This is a genomic window from Planococcus maritimus (assembly GCF_001687625.2).
In the GTDB taxonomy this organism is placed as follows: Bacteria; Bacillota; Bacilli; order Bacillales_A; family Planococcaceae; genus Planococcus; species Planococcus maritimus.
This window is the reverse complement of sequence record NZ_CP016538.2, coordinates 2,422,874-2,440,570: the sequence shown is the minus strand read 5'-3', so window position 1 is coordinate 2,440,570 and position 17,697 is coordinate 2,422,874. Positions and strand designations below refer to the sequence as shown.

Genomic DNA, 17,697 nt, shown 5'->3' with positions numbered 1-17,697 from the left:
TTAGATCGGGTTATTGAAGAAAGACAAGCTCAAGAACCACTCGTACCATATAATAGAAACACCTCGTACATCTGAGAACCAGTTATGAGAATAAGAAGCCGCCCACAGGCAGCCTTCTTGTTCTTATGACTGAATCCTCCGCGTTCCTGTCTTCCGCCACAATCTGCGCACGCGCTAGACTTTCAATCACTTTAAAATTCATCTCTTATTGCTTTCCAAGTTTCATGTCTGTAATGTGAATGACGGTGATACTATTGAAAAAAATATTGATTGTTCTAGTGGTAGGGTTGTTTTGTGCGGCTGTTTATATCTTATGGGATGCTGGTAAAAAGAATCAGCTGTCTGCTTTATTGGATGAAGATGCCTTTCTGTTGATTGCTCATCGTGGGGCAAGCGCAATTGCTCCTGAGCATACATTGGCTTCTTATCAGCTGGCAATGGATATGAATGCAGATTATATCGAAATTGATTTACAGACCACTAAAGATGGTGTTTTGGTTGCCTTCCATGATGATACTGTGGACCGCACGACCGATGGCAGTGGAAGGGTAGCGGACATGGACTTGGCAGATATTAAAAAACTGGACGCGGGTTCTTGGTTTAATGCCGAGAATCCGGACAGAGCGAAAGAGGAGTACGTCGGCATTCAAGTTCCGACCCTTGAGGAAATCTTTAAAGCTTTCGGTGACAGTGCCAATTATTACATTGAAACCAAGCAGCCGGATCAAAGTGAAGGAATGGAAGAGAAGCTGCTGGAGTTGCTTAATCAGTTTGAGTTGTTGGAAGAGTCTCAACCAAAAGGTAAAGTGATTGTCCAGTCGTTTAGTGCAGACAGTTTAAAGGCGATTCATCAATTGGATGAGGATATACCACTCATCCAATTGATAGACACAGGCCATCCCTTCACCTGAAACGTTTGAGTTATATGAAGAATATGCAGTTGGTATTGGCGTTAGTCATAGGAAAGCGGATGAAGCATATATCGCTGCTGCAAGAGAGGCTGGCTTATTGGTCCACCCTTTTGTTGTCGACAAGCTGGCAGAAGGGGAGAAGCTGAAATCTTGGGGAGCAAACGGGATCTTTACCAATGATATTGACGCTGTGAGCAGGTTGAAGTGATGATCGCGTCCCTGTGTACAACACAATTCGAGAGAAGAAAAGAATGTTAGACGGGGGTTTCGTTTTAGTGTCGTCCCTGTGCGTGACACAATTTGCAAAAGAAGAGGTTTACTAATTGATTTCGCTCGACAGTATTGAGCATTCCACAAACTAATTATATTGGAGTGGTTCTACCGCGTCATAGGTGGTCCTGTTTTTTATCCGAAGTGGTTCTGTTAAGTGGCTGTTTGCATGGAAAACTGTTTAATCTAGTTTAGCGCTTATACTTCGACAGTGACTCCCCCAACAGCGAGGGTTTCGATAGTGTCGATGTGTCAGATATACATCAGAGTCAATACCTCAAAAGAATAGAGTCGTCAGCTGGAAATCCGCTGGCGGCTCTATTTGTGTTATGAAAGTGATTTTCGTATGTCTCAAGCGGTTCTAGTAAATGACCTTGCGTATTTGCGACTAGCTACTCTGCAAACTGCAACTTTATCTTGAGCACTTGTTGGTTTCATTTTGCGAATAGGCGGTCCATTCACTATGTGGTATTCGTTTGAGGGTTCAAAACAATAAGACAAATTTTTTAAAATAAAATTTTAAAGATAGTCTATGTAGACTACTTAAGGTTATTGACTTAGTAAATATTTAGTGATTAAATAGTAATGTTTAAAAGTAATTAAATTACTATTTTAGAAATTCAATGATGAAATGAGGGCGACAATTTATTTCCTATAAGTACATTACAAGGCTAGTTTCATACTTTTCATACACTGAATTCCTGTAAATACAATTGACAAATCCTGCCGGTAAGTTCTCCATTAAGAACAGGATTTGTCTTGAGCAATTAACTAGTAAAAACTAACGAAACAGAAAGAGGCCGCAATCAAATGAAAATGAAACTTGGTGTTATATTATTGTTATTTATCAGCACACTAAATATCCAAGCTACTGCAACAGAAGCAAATGGAATAGGCTATCAGAACAATGCTATAAAGCCAACGGTATTAAATACCACAGGGGAATCATCCTTTAGCGGAACTAATGATGCTAGAGTGAAATGGATTTTCGAAACTGATGAGGCAGAAGGTGGGACAGAGATGTCATCCCCAATTATTGGGGTGGACGGCAGTGTATATGTGATAAGTGGGGGAGACGACCGTAAATTATATTCTGTCAACTCAGCTGGAACGAAAGAATGGTCTAAACCACTGTTATTTAATGGAGATGCAAATTATCTGTTTCCTGTGCTCAATTCTGCGGGGAACTTATATATAAAAACGTTGAATGCATATGAATATAGACTTGATGGATTGAAAAGAGCAGTTTCGGATATAGGGACTCCTTACTGGGGCAGTATGGCTGTCGGGAAGGGTGGCACGGCATATTTAGGAGGGAGTGGCGTAGTCCATGCCTTCGATGCAGATCTAAAAGAAAAATGGACATACACAGACTACGGTGATAACAAAACTCCTGTATTAGGGAATGATGGCACGCTTTATGTTCTGTCAGGAAGCGGGCGGCAGGAACAATTGACAGCCCTCGATGCTAACGGAAAGCTTAAGTGGGCATACAAGCTGGCACACGATGTTTCCAATTCCATTCCGGTTGTATCGAAGGACGGAACAATCTATGTCACAGCGCGGGGAGCAATATATGCTATTGATCCCGTAGGAAAGTTGAAATGGAAAAAGGAACTGCCTAATACTGTTGGAAACAGTGTGCCGTCAGTAGATGAAGATGGCGTGATTTATTTCGCTTATGATAATCAGTTGATGGCCTTGAACTCCGATGGCACTGAAAAATGGAAGTTTGACAGCAAGTACGCTATCAACGCAAATCAAATAAGCAGAACTGTTATCGATAAGAATGGGGTTGCATATTTCACTGCTGGTGACACAGAAAATGGAGTACTTTACGCGGTTAGTGATAAAGGTGCGAAAAAGTGGCAGATGAACTTAGCGGGAGTGGCAGGGAATACTCCAGCGATCAATGCTGACGGCACCATTTATGTTTCCACAAGTCAAGGGAAACTCTATGCTATAGGTGCACCAGACAAACAAGAGAAAGTGCTGAAAGGAATTTTGCCTTCCAGCCAGGAAATGGCATTGAAGAAAGGTGAAAAAGGAATTTTGAAAGCGGCAGCTGTTTTTGACAACCTGTCGAGAAAAAACGTAACGGATTTGAGTTCATGGGAATCGAGTGACTTGTCGGTCGTGTCGATTTCCGGTAAGGGCGTTTTGATGGCCGGAAAAGAAGGTACGGCAAGCGTTAAAGTGAAATACAAAGGCTTTGAACAAGTGATCAAAGTTACGGTGAAGGGCATGCTTGCTGATAGCAGCGATCCTTATTATGGAAAAGATAAAGTATTGCTGGATGATCAAACTGATGAAGCTTTAGCTTACTTGAACGAAATGAGAAGAAACCTAGGCTTAGTAGAGTTTCGTCATGATGAAAAACTTAGAAAAGCAGCTCAATCCCATAGCAATTACAAACTACAAAACGGTGATGGTTTTTCAGGGGCCCACTATCAGGAAGCGGATGGACTGGGCTTTACAGGCCATGATCCAACGGAACGGGCGAACTATTTCGGGTACGAAGGGTCGGTTGATGAAGGAATTGCCCGATTAACTGTGGCCAAAGGAGCGGCAGAAGGTTTATTGAACGCACCTTACCATAGAATGAGCATCGTAGATCCCAATTATCAGGACATTGGAATCGGCTACAACCATCTGGGGGTCAGTGTATTGAATTATGCTACTAAGGGGAGCTTTGATAATGGCACTGCAGTAGCTTATCCATACGATGGACAAACTGATGTTTCTCCTATTTGGTTTGATGACGAATCACCAAGTCCATTATCTCTTTTTGATAAAAGAAGAACCTATTCGGGGTTCCCAATCAGCTTAAGTGTGCATGATCAGGCAACAGCTAAATTAATGATTGAAGAAGTTCACCTGTGGGATAGCGACAAGCAGGAAGTAGAGTTTTATTTGATTGACAATAGAAACGATCCCTCTAACTCACAGAAAAGTATGTTTATCATTCCAAAAGAAAAGTTGAAACCAGGAAGCACGTATCACGTTTCTGTAAAAGCAAACAAAATAGATACACAAGGAAATGAAGAGCCGCTGAAAAAGGAATGGTCATTTAAAACACAGGCAGCTTTAAAAATTAAGGAAATGTATTTCAATTCCCATCAAAACGGATCCTCTAATTTAACTTTGGCGAACGCCATTTCATTGGAGACATCCCCAACCAATTTGCCGGATATCAATTGGGTGCTCAAAGATACAAATGGAGAGATGGTTTATTCTGTAGAAGGTTCAAGTACCAATCGAACCATTCATTACGACCAAAGTTCAAGAAAAAATATGACGGAGTTTTTGGATACATTAACGCCAGGTAAATATGTATTGGAGGTAGGCACTTCTCTCTTTTCAAAGGACGAGGCATATGAAGTTGTGCTAAATGGAGACCGGCAATTTGAAATCGGAAGATTATTGCAGAACTCAATAGTTTCACCGGCTAATGTAACGTTTGATTGGTTTACACGATCAAAAGCGAATTTCTCGCTCTCCTTAAATGGGAATAAATTGTTGTCGGTAACCGATGATGAAACACAACTAGTAGAAGGCAAAGATTATTTGTTAGTAAACGATACTGTTGAACTGAAAGAGGAGTATTTGAATAAAAAACCTCTAGGTGAGTTTAAGCTTGTCTTTAAATTTAATGCGGGGTCGCCTCAAACAGTAAAAGTGACTGTAACTGATACGACTCCAGTAGATACTGTACCACCAGGCAGCCCGAGGATAGATAAAGTAACAGATGCTTCCACAAAAGTGACCGGGACTGCAGAAGCAGGTTCAACGATAAATGTCCAAGCAGATGCAAAAAGTCTCGGAAAGGCAACAACTGATGTTGCAGGAAAGTTCGCAGTGGAAATAGAAAAACAAAAAGCAGGAACGAAACTATCAATCACAGCAACAGATAAAGCCGGAAACATTAGTGATGCTGTAAGTATTACTGTGAAGGATGGGACTCCACCGGCTACGCCTGCTGTTAATAAATTGACTGAAAAAAGTACAGAAATCAGCGGGCTAGCGGAAGTTGGCAGTACCATCTTAGTCAAAGTGGGTACAAGTGAACTCGTCAAAGGAAAAGCTTCTTTAGAAGGTAAGTTTTTCCTATCAATTGAACCGCAAGTTGCCGGTACTGTTTTAACAGTAGTGGCAATTGATGGCTCAGGAAACCAGAGTGCTGAAACGAAAGTGACAGTCGAAAAATCTACGCCGGCACCAGCAAATCGTATTTCTGGAACAGACCGTTATACAACTGCCATCGCCATTTCAAAAGAAGGATGGAAAACAGCAGATACGGTTGTTTTGGCAACAGCTGGCGATTTCCCAGATGCATTAGCGGGAGGACCGCTTGCGTATCAGGAAAACGCTCCGATTCTTTTGACACGTACCAAAGCATTGAATGTGGAAACGAAAGAAGAAATTGAACGCCTCGGGGCGAAAAAGGTCATCATCCTTGGCAGCAAGGGTGCAGTTTCGGCGGAAGTGGAAACGGAACTGAAGAAAATGGGCCTCGTTACCGAGCGTCTCGGCGGCAAGACCCGTTTCGAGACAGCGGCATTGATTGCTGGGAAAATGGATTCTGATCAGGCAATTGTTGCGAATGGCTTGAACTTCCCAGATGTTCTTTCCGTTTCCTCGTACGCAGCGAAAAATGGTGTGCCGATCCTATTGACGCGCACCGATCGTCTGCCGGATGAAACAAAATCCGCACTAGACGGCATTTCTTCTACTTATGTTATCGGCAGCACGGGTGTCGTCAGCAAGTCTGTCTCTGACAGTTTGCCAAAGCCTACCCGTTTCGGCGGCAAAGACCGCTACGAGACAGGCTACGAAGTGGCGACAAAACTTAAGCTGGGTACTGACAAAGCGTATATCGCAACCGGCTCGAACTTCCCGGATGCGTTAGCTGGGTCTGTCTTAGCTGCGAAGAACAATGCGCCAATCCTATTGGTGCGCCCACAGCAAATTCCAGAAGCGACCAACAAGCAATTGGCAACATATGATGGTTTCTCAATCTTTGGTGGGACTGGCGCTGTTTCTGAGGATGTTAAAAAATCTTTGGATGACGCATTGAAGAATTGATAGACGCAAGAACACTGGCATAAGAGTGACACGCTTTTAAATGAGATAAGAAAAAATCACCTCCCATCCGCCGTGTGTATTAAAAACGGCGGATGGGAGGATTTCTCTGTACGAACAAAGCAAGAAGACCAAAAAAGGATTCACGAAATGATTTTTTTAAAAAAAATTCAAGATCCTCTATAAGGTACGAACTTTTGAAAAGCGAAGCTCTTTTTGAAGAATCCCGATTTCAAAGGTTTCTGAATTACGCATGACCGTTAAGTATAAATACTTAGCGGTTTTTTTATTTGGTTTTAAAAATTGTGAATTGATAAGAATACATGCCTGGTACGTTGTGTTTTTAGTGAATACTAAATCCTATAAAAATTTTATTTTTTTAATCACAATTAACTACTTATATGTTATGTTATTGGAAAATAAAAAAGATTCTGGTGGTGATAACTAGCAAAAATCTTCACCGATATTTTAGATAACTGCATGCAAGAGCGCAGAAAGAGTTGAAATTTATACAAACAAGGGGGAGAAAGATGAAAAGGTCTATCATTCATCCGAGCGTAAAACCGAAAGCTCCACACAGTTTATCGGTAGAGAAAACGGTCACGCGGACACAGCAATTGACAGGAGTTGCACTTGATAAACGATTGAGACAGAAGCGATCTGCAGCTTTTATCAGCGCTATGACCCAACTTGATGCAGGGGGGATGACTTCAAGCCAAACGAAAATTGATGAATTGAAACAAACAATTCAAAACGAATTTCCAGAGCTAAGCCCAAGCCAGTTATTGGTGGGGATAGTGGCCAAATGTTTTTTAGGAAACCCATATGTGGTACATACACTTGATTTAGATTTAGACGTCGTGGAGCATTTTCAAAAAGGGGCGCCCCTGCCTGGATCTTTAGAGCGGGCAAGGAGCTTAGCGCAACATCCGGGATATGAGTTTGTGGAAGTTTATACTGATGAGCTACGGGCTGTATCTGCAAATGGCACTGTAGCTGTCATTAAGGGGTGATTGTATGGCAGAACAAATAATTTCACATGCGGATTTAAATTATATAGAAAACAGTTTAAATTCTTTAGATCAGAATATCGGTCACTTAACTAGCCAAGTGGACGCTGTCAATATGGATTTATATGAAGTGCATAACAATTTGAATCAGTTGATCCAAGAATTCCAGGATTATGTCCAGCGTGATTTATTGGGCAAAAACCTTCAGTTAGCCGAAACCCGAATTGTAAAAGTTCGTCAGGAATTGGAATCGGAGTTTGGACATTATGGCGAAGTAAGACGGCGAGTGAGCGGTATTTTACAGGCGGTGGATGTCGGACTTGTAAAGAAAGAAAAAATTGAGAATTCTACTGAAGAGCATATGCTTGCCTCTCCCCGTTATTGGCTAGCTCCTGCTTTGATCGCTTTAGCGGCTTGGTTGAATGACAACAAAGAACTAGCTGATAAAGCCATGAAGGAAGCGATGCGCCGTGATAATGAAAAAACGGCTTTATTTTTCGCTCTAGTCACTAGAAGAGGGGCACGTTATCAAGCGAGCAGCCAGTGGGTCAGTCATTATTTCGGATTACAGAACCCCGAAGAACTTGAACGGGAAATTGTCATTATGATTGATGGTTTCACCAATGGAGTATTCGGACCGGATGCCCGCGTGAAATGTGCTCATCAAGTAGAGGCCTGGGTTTCGGAATTGGCTGAAAAGGAAGGCTTTGTCGAAGAGCAAAATGCTCAGTGGGAAGAGGCGTTAATTTCGAAAATGCAAGATTTGGCATCGGATGATTATCCATATTTGCAGAAGTACAGCTCGACTTGGGGCCAGATGAGCGGCAGTATGCAGGGGGCTCAACTTCATCGAATCATTCATGACTATTTTGAAAATATTTTTAATCAAGAAGTTAAACCTTCTAAAACTGTGGCTTTTGCGGTCGATGAAATGTTGGACACATTGGTCACTAAGTTTGATGAAGAAGAATTGCCATTGCGTAAAGAAGAACGGTTATTGTCATTAATTATTCAACAAAATGGCGATGAACAGCAGGCACGACACCTTTTCGACAACGAAAAATCATTGGAAGAACGCGTTTCTTTTACGCAATTGCTGACGAACTTCGCAATGCATCCAGAAACCTCTAATGCTTCACTGGCTACCCAAAAATTCTCGATTGCCTGGTCAAAAGACTGGATTAAAAACGCCCATGACGATATTACCGCTAAAGTGCGTTCTCTCGTACCGATGGATATTACGCTTCAAATCGAAGGATGGCAGGGAGTCACTCAGGACGGTGGGAATGAAACCGAATTGGTCGATTCGCTCTCTGCCCATATTGAAAAAAGAAAAAATGAACATCTTTCGAAAATAAAATTCGAAAAAAATCATTATATCGCGATGGGCCTAGCTGCTGTACTCGTTTATGGGGGATTTAATATGCCGTTTCTATTTCTCATTGCATTGGTTTGCGGTGGTTATATCTATATGGGATATAAAGGGATCCAAAAGAAGAAAGAAAAAATTGCAGAAGATTTCCAAGCATATTTCGAGAACTGTAAAGGCATATTGCGCGCTTCGCTAGCTGAAGTGGCCGATTGGCGCCGGGAGTATGCAGCGGAAGATGCCCATGCGCCTACTGTTTCTGAACTCTTGGATTCCATTAATCCGGAGCAATATGCATTCTCAAGCCATGACAATGGCCGTGCCATTATAAGCTAAGGGGTGAAAAAGATGCCAGTCAATGATCAAGCTACAGAAGTAGTCAACCGCAATAAATCGAAGATGATTCAATCTGATACGGTTGAACCATTATTAAAATCAGTGGGGCAGCAAACCGTTAATGACGCTCTTGCTACACAGTTCCCTGAATGGGATCTAAAACCACCAGCAAATCTAGTTAGACGAAAGCGTACGAAATTATGAAACCGCCGGCAACTTATACTGAATGGTTAGACTTTTTAGAGGTATTAAAATTTGAGGAAATGGATGAAAAAACAATTGGAGGAATGGAGCAAGGGGATCTCGAATGGACGCCTGGAGTAGCGGAACGCTTTATTCAGAAAGTTTACGATGTGATGGACCTTAGGTTGAAAAATGCCTCATCTCAATTTCAGCTGGCATTGAACCGCAGTGGTAGTGAGGAGACACTAATGATTGGGGCCATTTTAACTCTTCGCAAGCGGTTGGTCTTTTGCCTGCGGCTTGCTAAATTACCGATTTTTCCAGATGAGGTACAAGAAGCTCTTAGTAAAGTGGTGAAAGAATTTGCCGAGAGTGCACAGGGGTCACTGATTGAAAGCGCAAAGACAGATCGCACTGGACATTTGCGGTTGTTAATAAAAAATAATCCTATCACTGGTTTTGAAGCAGAAAGACAAGTCCCGCTTTCTTTCAGCAAATTTGGGCATACACCACAAAGTACAGGGCAAGAAACTGCCGTGAAGAGTTCTACTAAAAAGAGAAGGGTGATTTGGAAATGAACGATGCTGCGAGTTGTTATGACACTCTTGAAAGATATTTAAAAGCGCGGATTCCCTTTATTACAATTCGGACTTCCGAACATAAGCGAGCGCTTGAAATTGCAGCCGAAATCGCTCAGAAGATGGCTTTGCCGGTTTTCAGCCATACCATTTCCCAAGGAACGCGGGATATCCATACCAATCGACTCGTAAATGAAGATCGTTCGGTGATGGGCGGGTTGGACTTTGCCAATCAGAAAATAAGCCAGCAGCAGAATTTAACTTTCATCTATACCGAGGTTCAGGATTTGGAAGATGATACCCCTATTGCCCGACAATTTCAAGATCTAGCCATGATGGCGATTGAAACAGGGGCAGTATTATCGTCATTACCAATAAACCGGTCTGGGCTCCGTTGCAGCGGTCGGGCATGTCGATTGCCTTAAATCCGCCGAATGAAGATGAGATGCTCGAAATTATTCGGGATCAGATTACCGGTTACCGTGGAGAAATGCACATTGAATGGGGCGATGAAGAAGAAAAACAAGCGGCAGCGATCTTGGCAGGGATCAGCCAAATAGAGGCAGAAAATGTTATCGCTACACTTTTGGCCAACGGTTCAATCACTCATGGGGATTTGAAAGAATTGATGCATGCCAAAGACCGTATTTTTTCTGATATTTCCGGCATTGAGCGTGTACCGGTAAAGGCGGATTATGCAATAGGCGGTTTAGAAGGCATGAAAAAGTGGTTAGAGGCGAATGAAAAGCTTTTGACCGCCGATTTGCGAGAACGGGGGATTCGCCCGCCAAGAGGGATTTTGTTGGTAGGCGTGCCGGGATGTGGGAAATCGCTCTCTGCAAAAGCCATTGCGTCGAGTTGGAATTTGCCATTATATCGCTTGGATTTATCGACTATCCATGGCCAGTATTTAGGGCAGAGTGAATCGCGGCTTAAAGAAGCATTATCGACGGCAGATCATGTAGCGCCTTGTGTACTATGGATTGATGAAATTGAAAAAGGTTTAGCAGGAGCTACAGGGGGAGGAGACGGCGGAACGTCTACGCGCCTTGTAGGTCAGTTTTTATATTGGCTACAGGAAAGTTTGGCGCGCGTTTTTATTGTCGCCACTGCCAATGATGTTTCTCAATTGCCACCAGAACTATTAAGAAGAGGACGATTCGATGAGTTGTTCTTTGTCGACTTACCGACTCCAGAAGAACGTGAACAAATTATTCGTATCTATGTCGAAAAAGGATTAAAAATGAATTTGTCAGAAGAATTAATTCAGCGTCTCGTAATTATCTCGGATGGCTTTGCCGGTTCTGATTTGGAAGCTGCTGTACGTGAAGTGGTCAAACAAGCTGTGGTAAAAGGAGATGATTCCATCGACGAACAGACGTTTATCGATTATTTCCAAAACGTCGTCCCCCTTTCGCAAACAAGCCCAGAACAAATCGAAAGCATACGGGCTTGGGGCAAGGAACGTGCGGTTCCTGCTGGTAGACAGCATGAACATGTCGGAGTCGATTCAAAACAGCCGAAGAAAAGAAGTGGCCGGACGGTACTGGTCTAATATAAAGGACAGGCAGCCGTATCCGTTGCCTGTTTTTTATAACTCTTTAAATATGTCTTCGTATCAAAAATAATAAAAATTGGGGTGAATTGATGAGAAGATTAGGTCAATTAGTAATCATTCTTATTTGTGCTGGAGTATTTCTATCGTATATGGGGTACTTTGAAAAACCTGAAGACCGAGTACAAGAATTTTCGGAAGCTTATAACAGGCAAGATATAAAGAAAATGATCAGCATGATTCGCCACCCAGAGGTAGATCAAATCAATAACACATTCAATTTTGCAGGAGCCATAAGCAATGCTCTTTTAGGAGTTGATGTGGCAGAACTTCTAATCAATTTTATGCCTTTATCAGAAGAGTTACTAGGATATACCGGTTCTCGAATGTACATTGATGTGCAATCTAGTGAATCAGATTTATTAAGGACAGAAGCAGTAGTACATGCGAAGGTTAAGACTGAATATGAGGGAGTTAGTGAAGAAGAAAATTTAGTTTTCTATTTAGAGAAAAAAGATCGTCTGTGGTACATAACTGATATAAAGTGAAAACCTTCGACAAGATTATCCGAGACTTATTCATGAGATTGCTAAATTATAGTGATGTAATAAATATTAAAGTACGCAGATTCAAGCAAGCTTAGAACTACTATGTTCTATAGACTTGCATTTTTTTATGGCTGAGTATGTCCATTCTTTCCGATGAGTGTAATATAACGTGAAAATAAGCGACCGGATTGTTGGGCATTTAGTCGAATGAACATAAATTCAGAGAACATGTAGTACTATCTAATTTTTTACTGATATTGCCTTTACTTACAGGTGGATTCTATTATAATGGTAAAAAGGTACTGCTGATATTAAAAAACGTGTACCTTTTGAATTCCTGCAATTGTACCTATTTTTATCTACTACTTATTAACAGGAGGGAACAGAAATGAAATGTCCAAATTGTCAACATGAACAAGATACGGGGAAATTCTGCGGAAAATGTGGAGCGGGCCTGGTCGCAAATCCGAACATGGGGTCCCAAGCAACCGTAACGCCAGAACCAGCCGCGTATCAGGCAGCTACTGCAGTTAATCCTGCGCACACGGAACCTAACCAGCACGTAGAAAAAGTGAAAGTGCAGTCAAAGCAATACTGGAATTATTTCTTGCGTTATTTCAAGCAACCGGGATCGATTATCGACCAGTCGGCTGATCAGTTTGTTAATGCCCTTATTACGATGGGGATTTTTGCGCTATTCTTCTCGTTAGCCATTTACAAAAACTTGAGTGTTGCGCTTAGCCCGATGGACGAGTTTGGTGGTTTCTTCGGCGGTTCTCAAAGCCTCATGCCTTCCTTTTTCTCAGTTCTTTTCGGTACTGTGCTGACTTTGGGCTTGCTTTTCGTCCTGTCTGCAGCTTGCATCTATGTCGTCAGTAAGTTTGCCGGACCGGATGAATCGTTTAAGAGTATTGTGACTAGCTTTGGTACTTTAATGGTCCCTTCGGTGGCACTTGTCGTGCTGGCGTACGCTCTATTGTTGATCAGCTCGATGACTTATGGAAATTTGGTGCTGATTATCAGCTTGAGCTTAGCTGTTTCGGTTATGCCATTGTACTTGGTTACCGTTTTATTGAAGAAAGCATCCAAAACAGTCGATTCGTACTATGCGTACCTTTCTTACATCGTGTTGTTCACGATAGGTACTTTCATCATTATGACCGTATTCTTCGATGCAACGGTTGGACAATATATGGATGATTTAAACGAGCTCTTCTACTTTTTTTAAACTCTGAAAGCATGGTGAAAATATGAAGACGTTTTGTACGAATTGTGGGCATGAAAATGATCAAGGCAACCAAGTATGTGTGGAGTGCGGGAAGCCGCTTTCTAAAGACAAGTTGAAAGCGAACCCTCCTACGCCGAGAAAAGATAAAAAACCTCTGAGTTTAAAAACGAAAATACTAGGTGCAGTGGGAATTTTACTCATCGCATCTTTAGTGGGCGTCTATTCGTGGGGAACAAAGACAGCGTCGGCGGAGACAGCGGTGTCCAAATTTTTCGAAGCATTACAAAATGAAGATGCAGAAGGTTTGGCCAAACAGATCCAGTTATCCAATGGCAAGAAAATGACGACTAAAGAGGCAGCAGCATTTATCGAAGAGTATGGCGATATTACGCCTTATGAGCTAGAAGATGTCGCGAACGTTGAGAAAAACGGAAAGGTAATGGGTGTTTTCAATGCCCACCGCGTCGTCATCCCGGTTCAGAAAGTGTCGTTTTATTTTAGCGATGAAGGACTATCACTGAGCTTGAATGGTGAACTAGTAGAAGAAAGTAAGACTAAAGATGATGAATATGTATTTAGTGGGATTACTCCTGGCTCCCATAAAGCTGAGTTCATCTATAAAGGTGAGTTTGCCGAATTCACTTATCCATTTGATTTATATGTAGGATTGAACCCAGCATCATCAGAGCCAGAGGAAATTTACGAAGAGCTACCGCTCACTTCGGTAGTATTTGCTCTGGATACTTTTGTGGTGGATACACCAGAAGCGAATAAAGTAATGATTGGGGAGACAGAAATCCCAGTGAATGAAATGGGCGAAACTGATGAAGTCGGTCCGCTTTTATTTGACGGCAGCGTGACGGCGCAGGCTCAAGTAGATTTCCCGTGGGGCACACAATTATCCGAACCGGTAGAAATTACTTCTGGATATGAGACCTTGGACTTTACTGGTTTGGACGAAAAACACCAGCCAGCTTTGATCGAGCAGGTAAAAGTCTTCGCTGAAGAGTACGTGGAAGCCTTTGCTAAGCACGATGAAGGGGTATTTACAAGCGTAGGAAAAGAGCAGCTTGCTGTATTCAAGGATGATTTTAAATGGATGAAAGAATACGAAAATCACTTTATGGGAGCGCTAACTGAAGTCGGCATCGATGAAGATTCGATTGCGATTTTAGATGACGGCAAAACCGTAGAGCTCGGTGCAGAACTCCTGATTGATGGGGACGAGTATTACGTGTCGGATACCCCTGAAGCGGAAGAAATCACAAAAGACGTGGCCATGAATTTTGTCTATGACGAAGAAAACGAAAAATGGATGGTTAGTTCGTACAATGATGATATTTGGATGTACGACATTGCACCGACTAAAACAGTTGAAGGCAGCAAGAAGATGCACAAATCAGCTGGGGCTTCAAAAGAGGTAGTGGAAGAAGAAAGTGAAGAAGAAAGCAAGGACGAAAGTGAGACCGAAATCGCTGATGACACTTCCGGAAATACAGCAATAGCGGGTGAAGTCATTGATTCCTTTATGAATGATTACAATGATGCTAGTGTATCAGCTATCAATAATGGGGATTACTCCATAGTGTCGCAGTTCATTGTTGATAACAGTCCAAGAGCTGGAGAACAATCCAAATTCATCAATTCCCTATACGAGAAAGGCATTACTGAAGAACATTTGAACACTGATGTAGAAAGTATCGAATCGCTGGGTGGAAAAGATTATCAAGTAACCACAATCGAAACATTTATCGTACATGGTACAGAAAAAAGTAGTGAAAAAACGTATCGTACAGTTACGAAAATCTATAAGGAACATGGGGCACTTTATGTCTATGAACTAATATCAACAAAAGAAATATAGGAGGGAAAAGATGAATCGTTTTTGTAGTGAATGTGGCCACAAACTAGAAGCGGATCAGGTTTTTTGTCCGGAATGCGGGACCCAGCAAAAAACAGAAAAGCTTGAACAGCAGCAGGCACCGGTCCAACCTCAAGCACCAGTTCAACCGCAAGCACCTATCCAGGATCAAGCTCCAAAGCCACCACGAAAGCCAATGACATTAAAGAAAAAAGTGGGCTTGTCGCTTGTCGTCTTGCTTGCGGCAGGCGGAGTCGCTGGACACCAAATCATCAAAGCGAATACAGAACCTCAACAAAAAGTGGATGCATTTCTCCAGGGCTTATACGAAGGGGACATGGACAGTGCAATGGGCGAAATCATTGTGCCCAAAGATACGGTCTCAGATCCCGCTGCTTTTCAAGAGTATTTAGTGGAACAAGATTTAACAGAGTTTAAGTCTCGGTTCTATGAAGCTGGTAGTGGAGTTGTAGAAGATGGCATTACAAGAGTCGTCCTTCACGAAAATGGCACGGAACTGTTCAAGGTGAAGGAAAGCAAATTCATCGGCATGTATCCAGGTATTGAGATCGAAGCGATTCCGATGAATGTGGAGCTTGCTTCAGACGTGGATGGCATGGAGTTCATCCTAGGTGACGAGTCCGTAGCTACTGTAGATGGAGAGCTGCCACTTGGAAAATACTTGCCTGGCGTCTACGACTGTACCTTGTCGATGAAAAACGGCGAAGTTGAAAAAATGGTGGAGTCGGAGTGTGGGATTACAGAAGGCGATGAAGTGCTGCTTGATTTTAACTTGAAGGACATGGGAGTTGAAATCTGGTCGAACGATGAAGAGGCTATAGTTTACATCAACGAGAAATCGACTGGAAAAACGGTAAAAGATTTGCCTTTCGTCGGTCCTCTTGCTGAAGACGAAACCATTAAGCTATTTGCGGAAAGAAAGAACGACAAAGGTGAAGTTGAACAGTCGGAAGTTATAGAAGCTGGAATTGGCAGCTTTATTCAACTACCGATTTACGCAGCTGTAGCCGAAGATGAAGAAAAGACGGAAGAACTGAAAGATGAAGAACAGAAAGACGAAGAGAGTGAAGATGCCACGGAAGAAGAGGAAGTAGAAGAGGAGACAGTAGCGGTGAATGAAGAGCAGCTGCAAACCTTTATCGCAGATTTCCGCTCTGCTTACGAAATTTCACTGAACGCAAAAGACTTCTCCGTTGTCGATAACTACCTGAAAGAAGGCAGCATCGCCCGCAAAGAACTGGTCGACTTTATCGGAAATATCGGGAATGACGGTTACTTATATGAATTCTGGGTCGACGAAGCGGTCGGTGTGGAAATTCTAAAGGACAAAGCATTCGTTACGACTTACGAAGAATTCGACTTCACCAATCATTTGGGCGAAGTCACGAATTACAAACGCAGTAAAAAGTATGAAGTTCAAGGATTGGATAGCGGGGATCTGAAAATCTCGAGAATTGATATTATCGATACTGTACGGGACTGAGTGAGTAAGTAGTGTCCCTGTGCAGGGAACAATTTTGACAATAATGATGCTGAAGTTTGAGGATTTGTTGTTCGTTTTTCGTGATTTTGTCCCTGTGCAAGACACAATTTATAAGCAAGCCACCAGAGTTCACGCTCTGGCGGCTTGCTTTTCTTATGGGCGAAATACTTAAATAGCGGCCTTGTATAACTTTAATGCTTAAAAGTGTGAGTACATTGATTTATGCAGTTAGTTATAAATAACTGATAAAATATTATTTTTTTATGATTTTCTCTTTACTTATAGGATAATTCTATTATAATGATGGAAAAGGTAATTTTTTGTTAAAAATTTGCTTATTCTGGATTCCCCCAAATTATTTTTGGTTATGATGGACTAATACTAAATGGGAGGGAACAGAAATGATGTGTCCGAATTGCCAACATGAACAAGCTGCCGGGAAGTTTTGCGGGAAGTGTGGAGCGAATCTCTTAGCGAGTTCTGGAGGGGAGGGTGAAAGTGTCGTCGCACCGACGGAAGCTGCTGCTGGCTATAGTGAAGCGCGAACAGCAAAACCGCCGCTAGCTGATAATCAGCACGTGGAGAAAGTGAAAGTGCAATCCAAGCAATATTGGAACTACAGTTTACAGTATTTAAAAAAACCGGGAACGATTGTGGATCAGCCTGCCGGACAGTTTGTTAATGCGCTCATTACGTTGGGCATTTTTGTGATTTTCTTCTCTTTAGCCGTCTACCGGAATTTGAGCATGGTGCTGAGTCCTGTGGGAGAGCTGGGAAGCGCGTTTGGCAGTACGCAAAGTCTGACGCCGTCTGTGTTTTCGGTGCTATTCAATACGGTGCTCATATTGGGAATCGTGTTTGCTTTAGCAGCTGGCTGTATTTATGTGGTGAACAAATTTGCTGGACCGAATGAATCATTCAAAAGCATTGTGACAAGTTTCGGGACCTTGATGCTTCCTTCGACGGCGCTTGTGTTGGTGGCGTATGTGCTGCTGTTGATCAGCTCGATGACTTTTGGGAACTTCCTGCTGTTTGTCAGCTTTGGCTTGGCGATTTCGATTATGCCGCTGTATTTGATCACGGCGCTGGTGAGAAAGGCCGCGAAGCCATTTGATTCGTTCTACGCCTATCTTTCTTATATTGTCCTATTCTCCATTGGTTCCATCATCGTCATGACCGTCTTTTTCGATTCGACGATCGGACGGTATCTTGATGGATTTGACAGTCTACTTTAACTTGAAATTTTGAAAGTAGGGTGAAAA

14 protein-coding genes and 1 pseudogene are annotated in these 17,697 nt (G+C 42.3%); all 15 read left to right on the top strand.

Features of this window, described 5'->3' with window-relative positions; all coding sequences use genetic code 11:
• Nucleotides 1-254: 254 nt before the first annotated feature.
• The 15 genes and pseudogenes from BBI11_RS12175 to BBI11_RS12120 all read left to right on the top strand — a co-directional run bounded on the left by BBI11_RS12175 (nucleotide 255) and on the right by BBI11_RS12120 (nucleotide 17,670).
• Nucleotides 255-911, top strand: a complete 657-nt coding sequence (locus BBI11_RS12175) for a glycerophosphodiester phosphodiesterase family protein (protein WP_237150272.1) — start codon at nucleotides 255-257, stop codon at nucleotides 909-911.
• Nucleotides 898-1,119, top strand: a complete 222-nt coding sequence (locus tag BBI11_RS16730) for a glycerophosphodiester phosphodiesterase family protein (protein ID WP_335645555.1) — start codon at nucleotides 898-900, stop codon at nucleotides 1,117-1,119. The genes BBI11_RS12175 and BBI11_RS16730 overlap by 14 nt, the downstream gene beginning before the upstream one ends.
• A gap of 872 nt (nucleotides 1,120-1,991) precedes the next feature.
• Nucleotides 1,992-6,266, top strand: a complete 4,275-nt coding sequence (locus BBI11_RS12170) for a cell wall-binding repeat-containing protein (protein ID WP_068463723.1) — start codon at nucleotides 1,992-1,994, stop codon at nucleotides 6,264-6,266.
• 527 nt (nucleotides 6,267-6,793) lie between these two features.
• Nucleotides 6,794-7,276 (top strand): hypothetical protein, encoded by a 483-nt coding sequence (locus BBI11_RS12165; protein WP_068463721.1) that lies wholly within the window; start codon nucleotides 6,794-6,796, stop codon nucleotides 7,274-7,276.
• A 4-nt stretch (nucleotides 7,277-7,280) separates the two neighbouring features.
• Nucleotides 7,281-8,978, top strand: a complete 1,698-nt coding sequence (locus BBI11_RS12160) for a hypothetical protein (protein ID WP_068463719.1) — start codon at nucleotides 7,281-7,283, stop codon at nucleotides 8,976-8,978.
• Between the two features lie 12 nt (nucleotides 8,979-8,990).
• Nucleotides 8,991-9,182, top strand: coding sequence for a hypothetical protein (locus BBI11_RS12155; protein ID WP_068463717.1), 192 nt, complete (start codon nucleotides 8,991-8,993; stop codon nucleotides 9,180-9,182).
• Entirely contained in the window at nucleotides 9,179-9,739 is a 561-nt protein-coding gene (locus BBI11_RS12150) for a hypothetical protein (RefSeq protein ID WP_068463715.1), read from the top strand. Before BBI11_RS12155 ends, BBI11_RS12150 begins: the two co-directional genes overlap by 4 nt.
• A complete protein-coding gene (locus BBI11_RS16630) occupies nucleotides 9,736-10,164 on the top strand; it encodes a hypothetical protein (protein ID WP_237150271.1) in 429 nt (142 codons plus the stop codon). The genes BBI11_RS12150 and BBI11_RS16630 overlap by 4 nt, the downstream gene beginning before the upstream one ends.
• Nucleotides 10,149-11,294, top strand: coding sequence for an AAA family ATPase (locus tag BBI11_RS12145; RefSeq protein ID WP_237150270.1), 1,146 nt, complete (start codon nucleotides 10,149-10,151; stop codon nucleotides 11,292-11,294). Before BBI11_RS16630 ends, BBI11_RS12145 begins: the two co-directional genes overlap by 16 nt.
• A gap of 92 nt (nucleotides 11,295-11,386) precedes the next feature.
• Nucleotides 11,387-11,842 (top strand): hypothetical protein, encoded by a 456-nt coding sequence (locus BBI11_RS12140; protein ID WP_068463713.1) that lies wholly within the window; start codon nucleotides 11,387-11,389, stop codon nucleotides 11,840-11,842.
• Between the two features lie 388 nt (nucleotides 11,843-12,230).
• On the top strand, nucleotides 12,231-13,070 hold the full coding sequence (locus BBI11_RS12135) for a zinc ribbon domain-containing protein (protein ID WP_068463710.1): 840 nt from the start codon (nucleotides 12,231-12,233) through the stop codon (nucleotides 13,068-13,070).
• 22 nt (nucleotides 13,071-13,092) lie between these two features.
• A pseudogene (locus BBI11_RS16775) lies at nucleotides 13,093-13,164 on the top strand (zinc-ribbon domain-containing protein); the annotation flags it as partial.
• A gap of 90 nt (nucleotides 13,165-13,254) precedes the next feature.
• Complete coding sequence (locus BBI11_RS12130) at nucleotides 13,255-14,934, top strand: TcaA NTF2-like domain-containing protein (RefSeq protein ID WP_208597147.1); 1,680 nt, start codon at nucleotides 13,255-13,257, stop codon at nucleotides 14,932-14,934.
• Nucleotides 14,935-14,944: 10 nt separating this feature from the next.
• Entirely contained in the window at nucleotides 14,945-16,435 is a 1,491-nt protein-coding gene (locus BBI11_RS12125) for a TcaA NTF2-like domain-containing protein (RefSeq protein WP_068463705.1), read from the top strand.
• Nucleotides 16,436-16,836: 401 nt separating this feature from the next.
• Nucleotides 16,837-17,670, top strand: a complete 834-nt coding sequence (locus tag BBI11_RS12120; RefSeq protein ID WP_068463702.1) for a zinc ribbon domain-containing protein — start codon at nucleotides 16,837-16,839, stop codon at nucleotides 17,668-17,670.
• The last annotated feature ends 27 nt before the right edge of the window (nucleotides 17,671-17,697 follow it).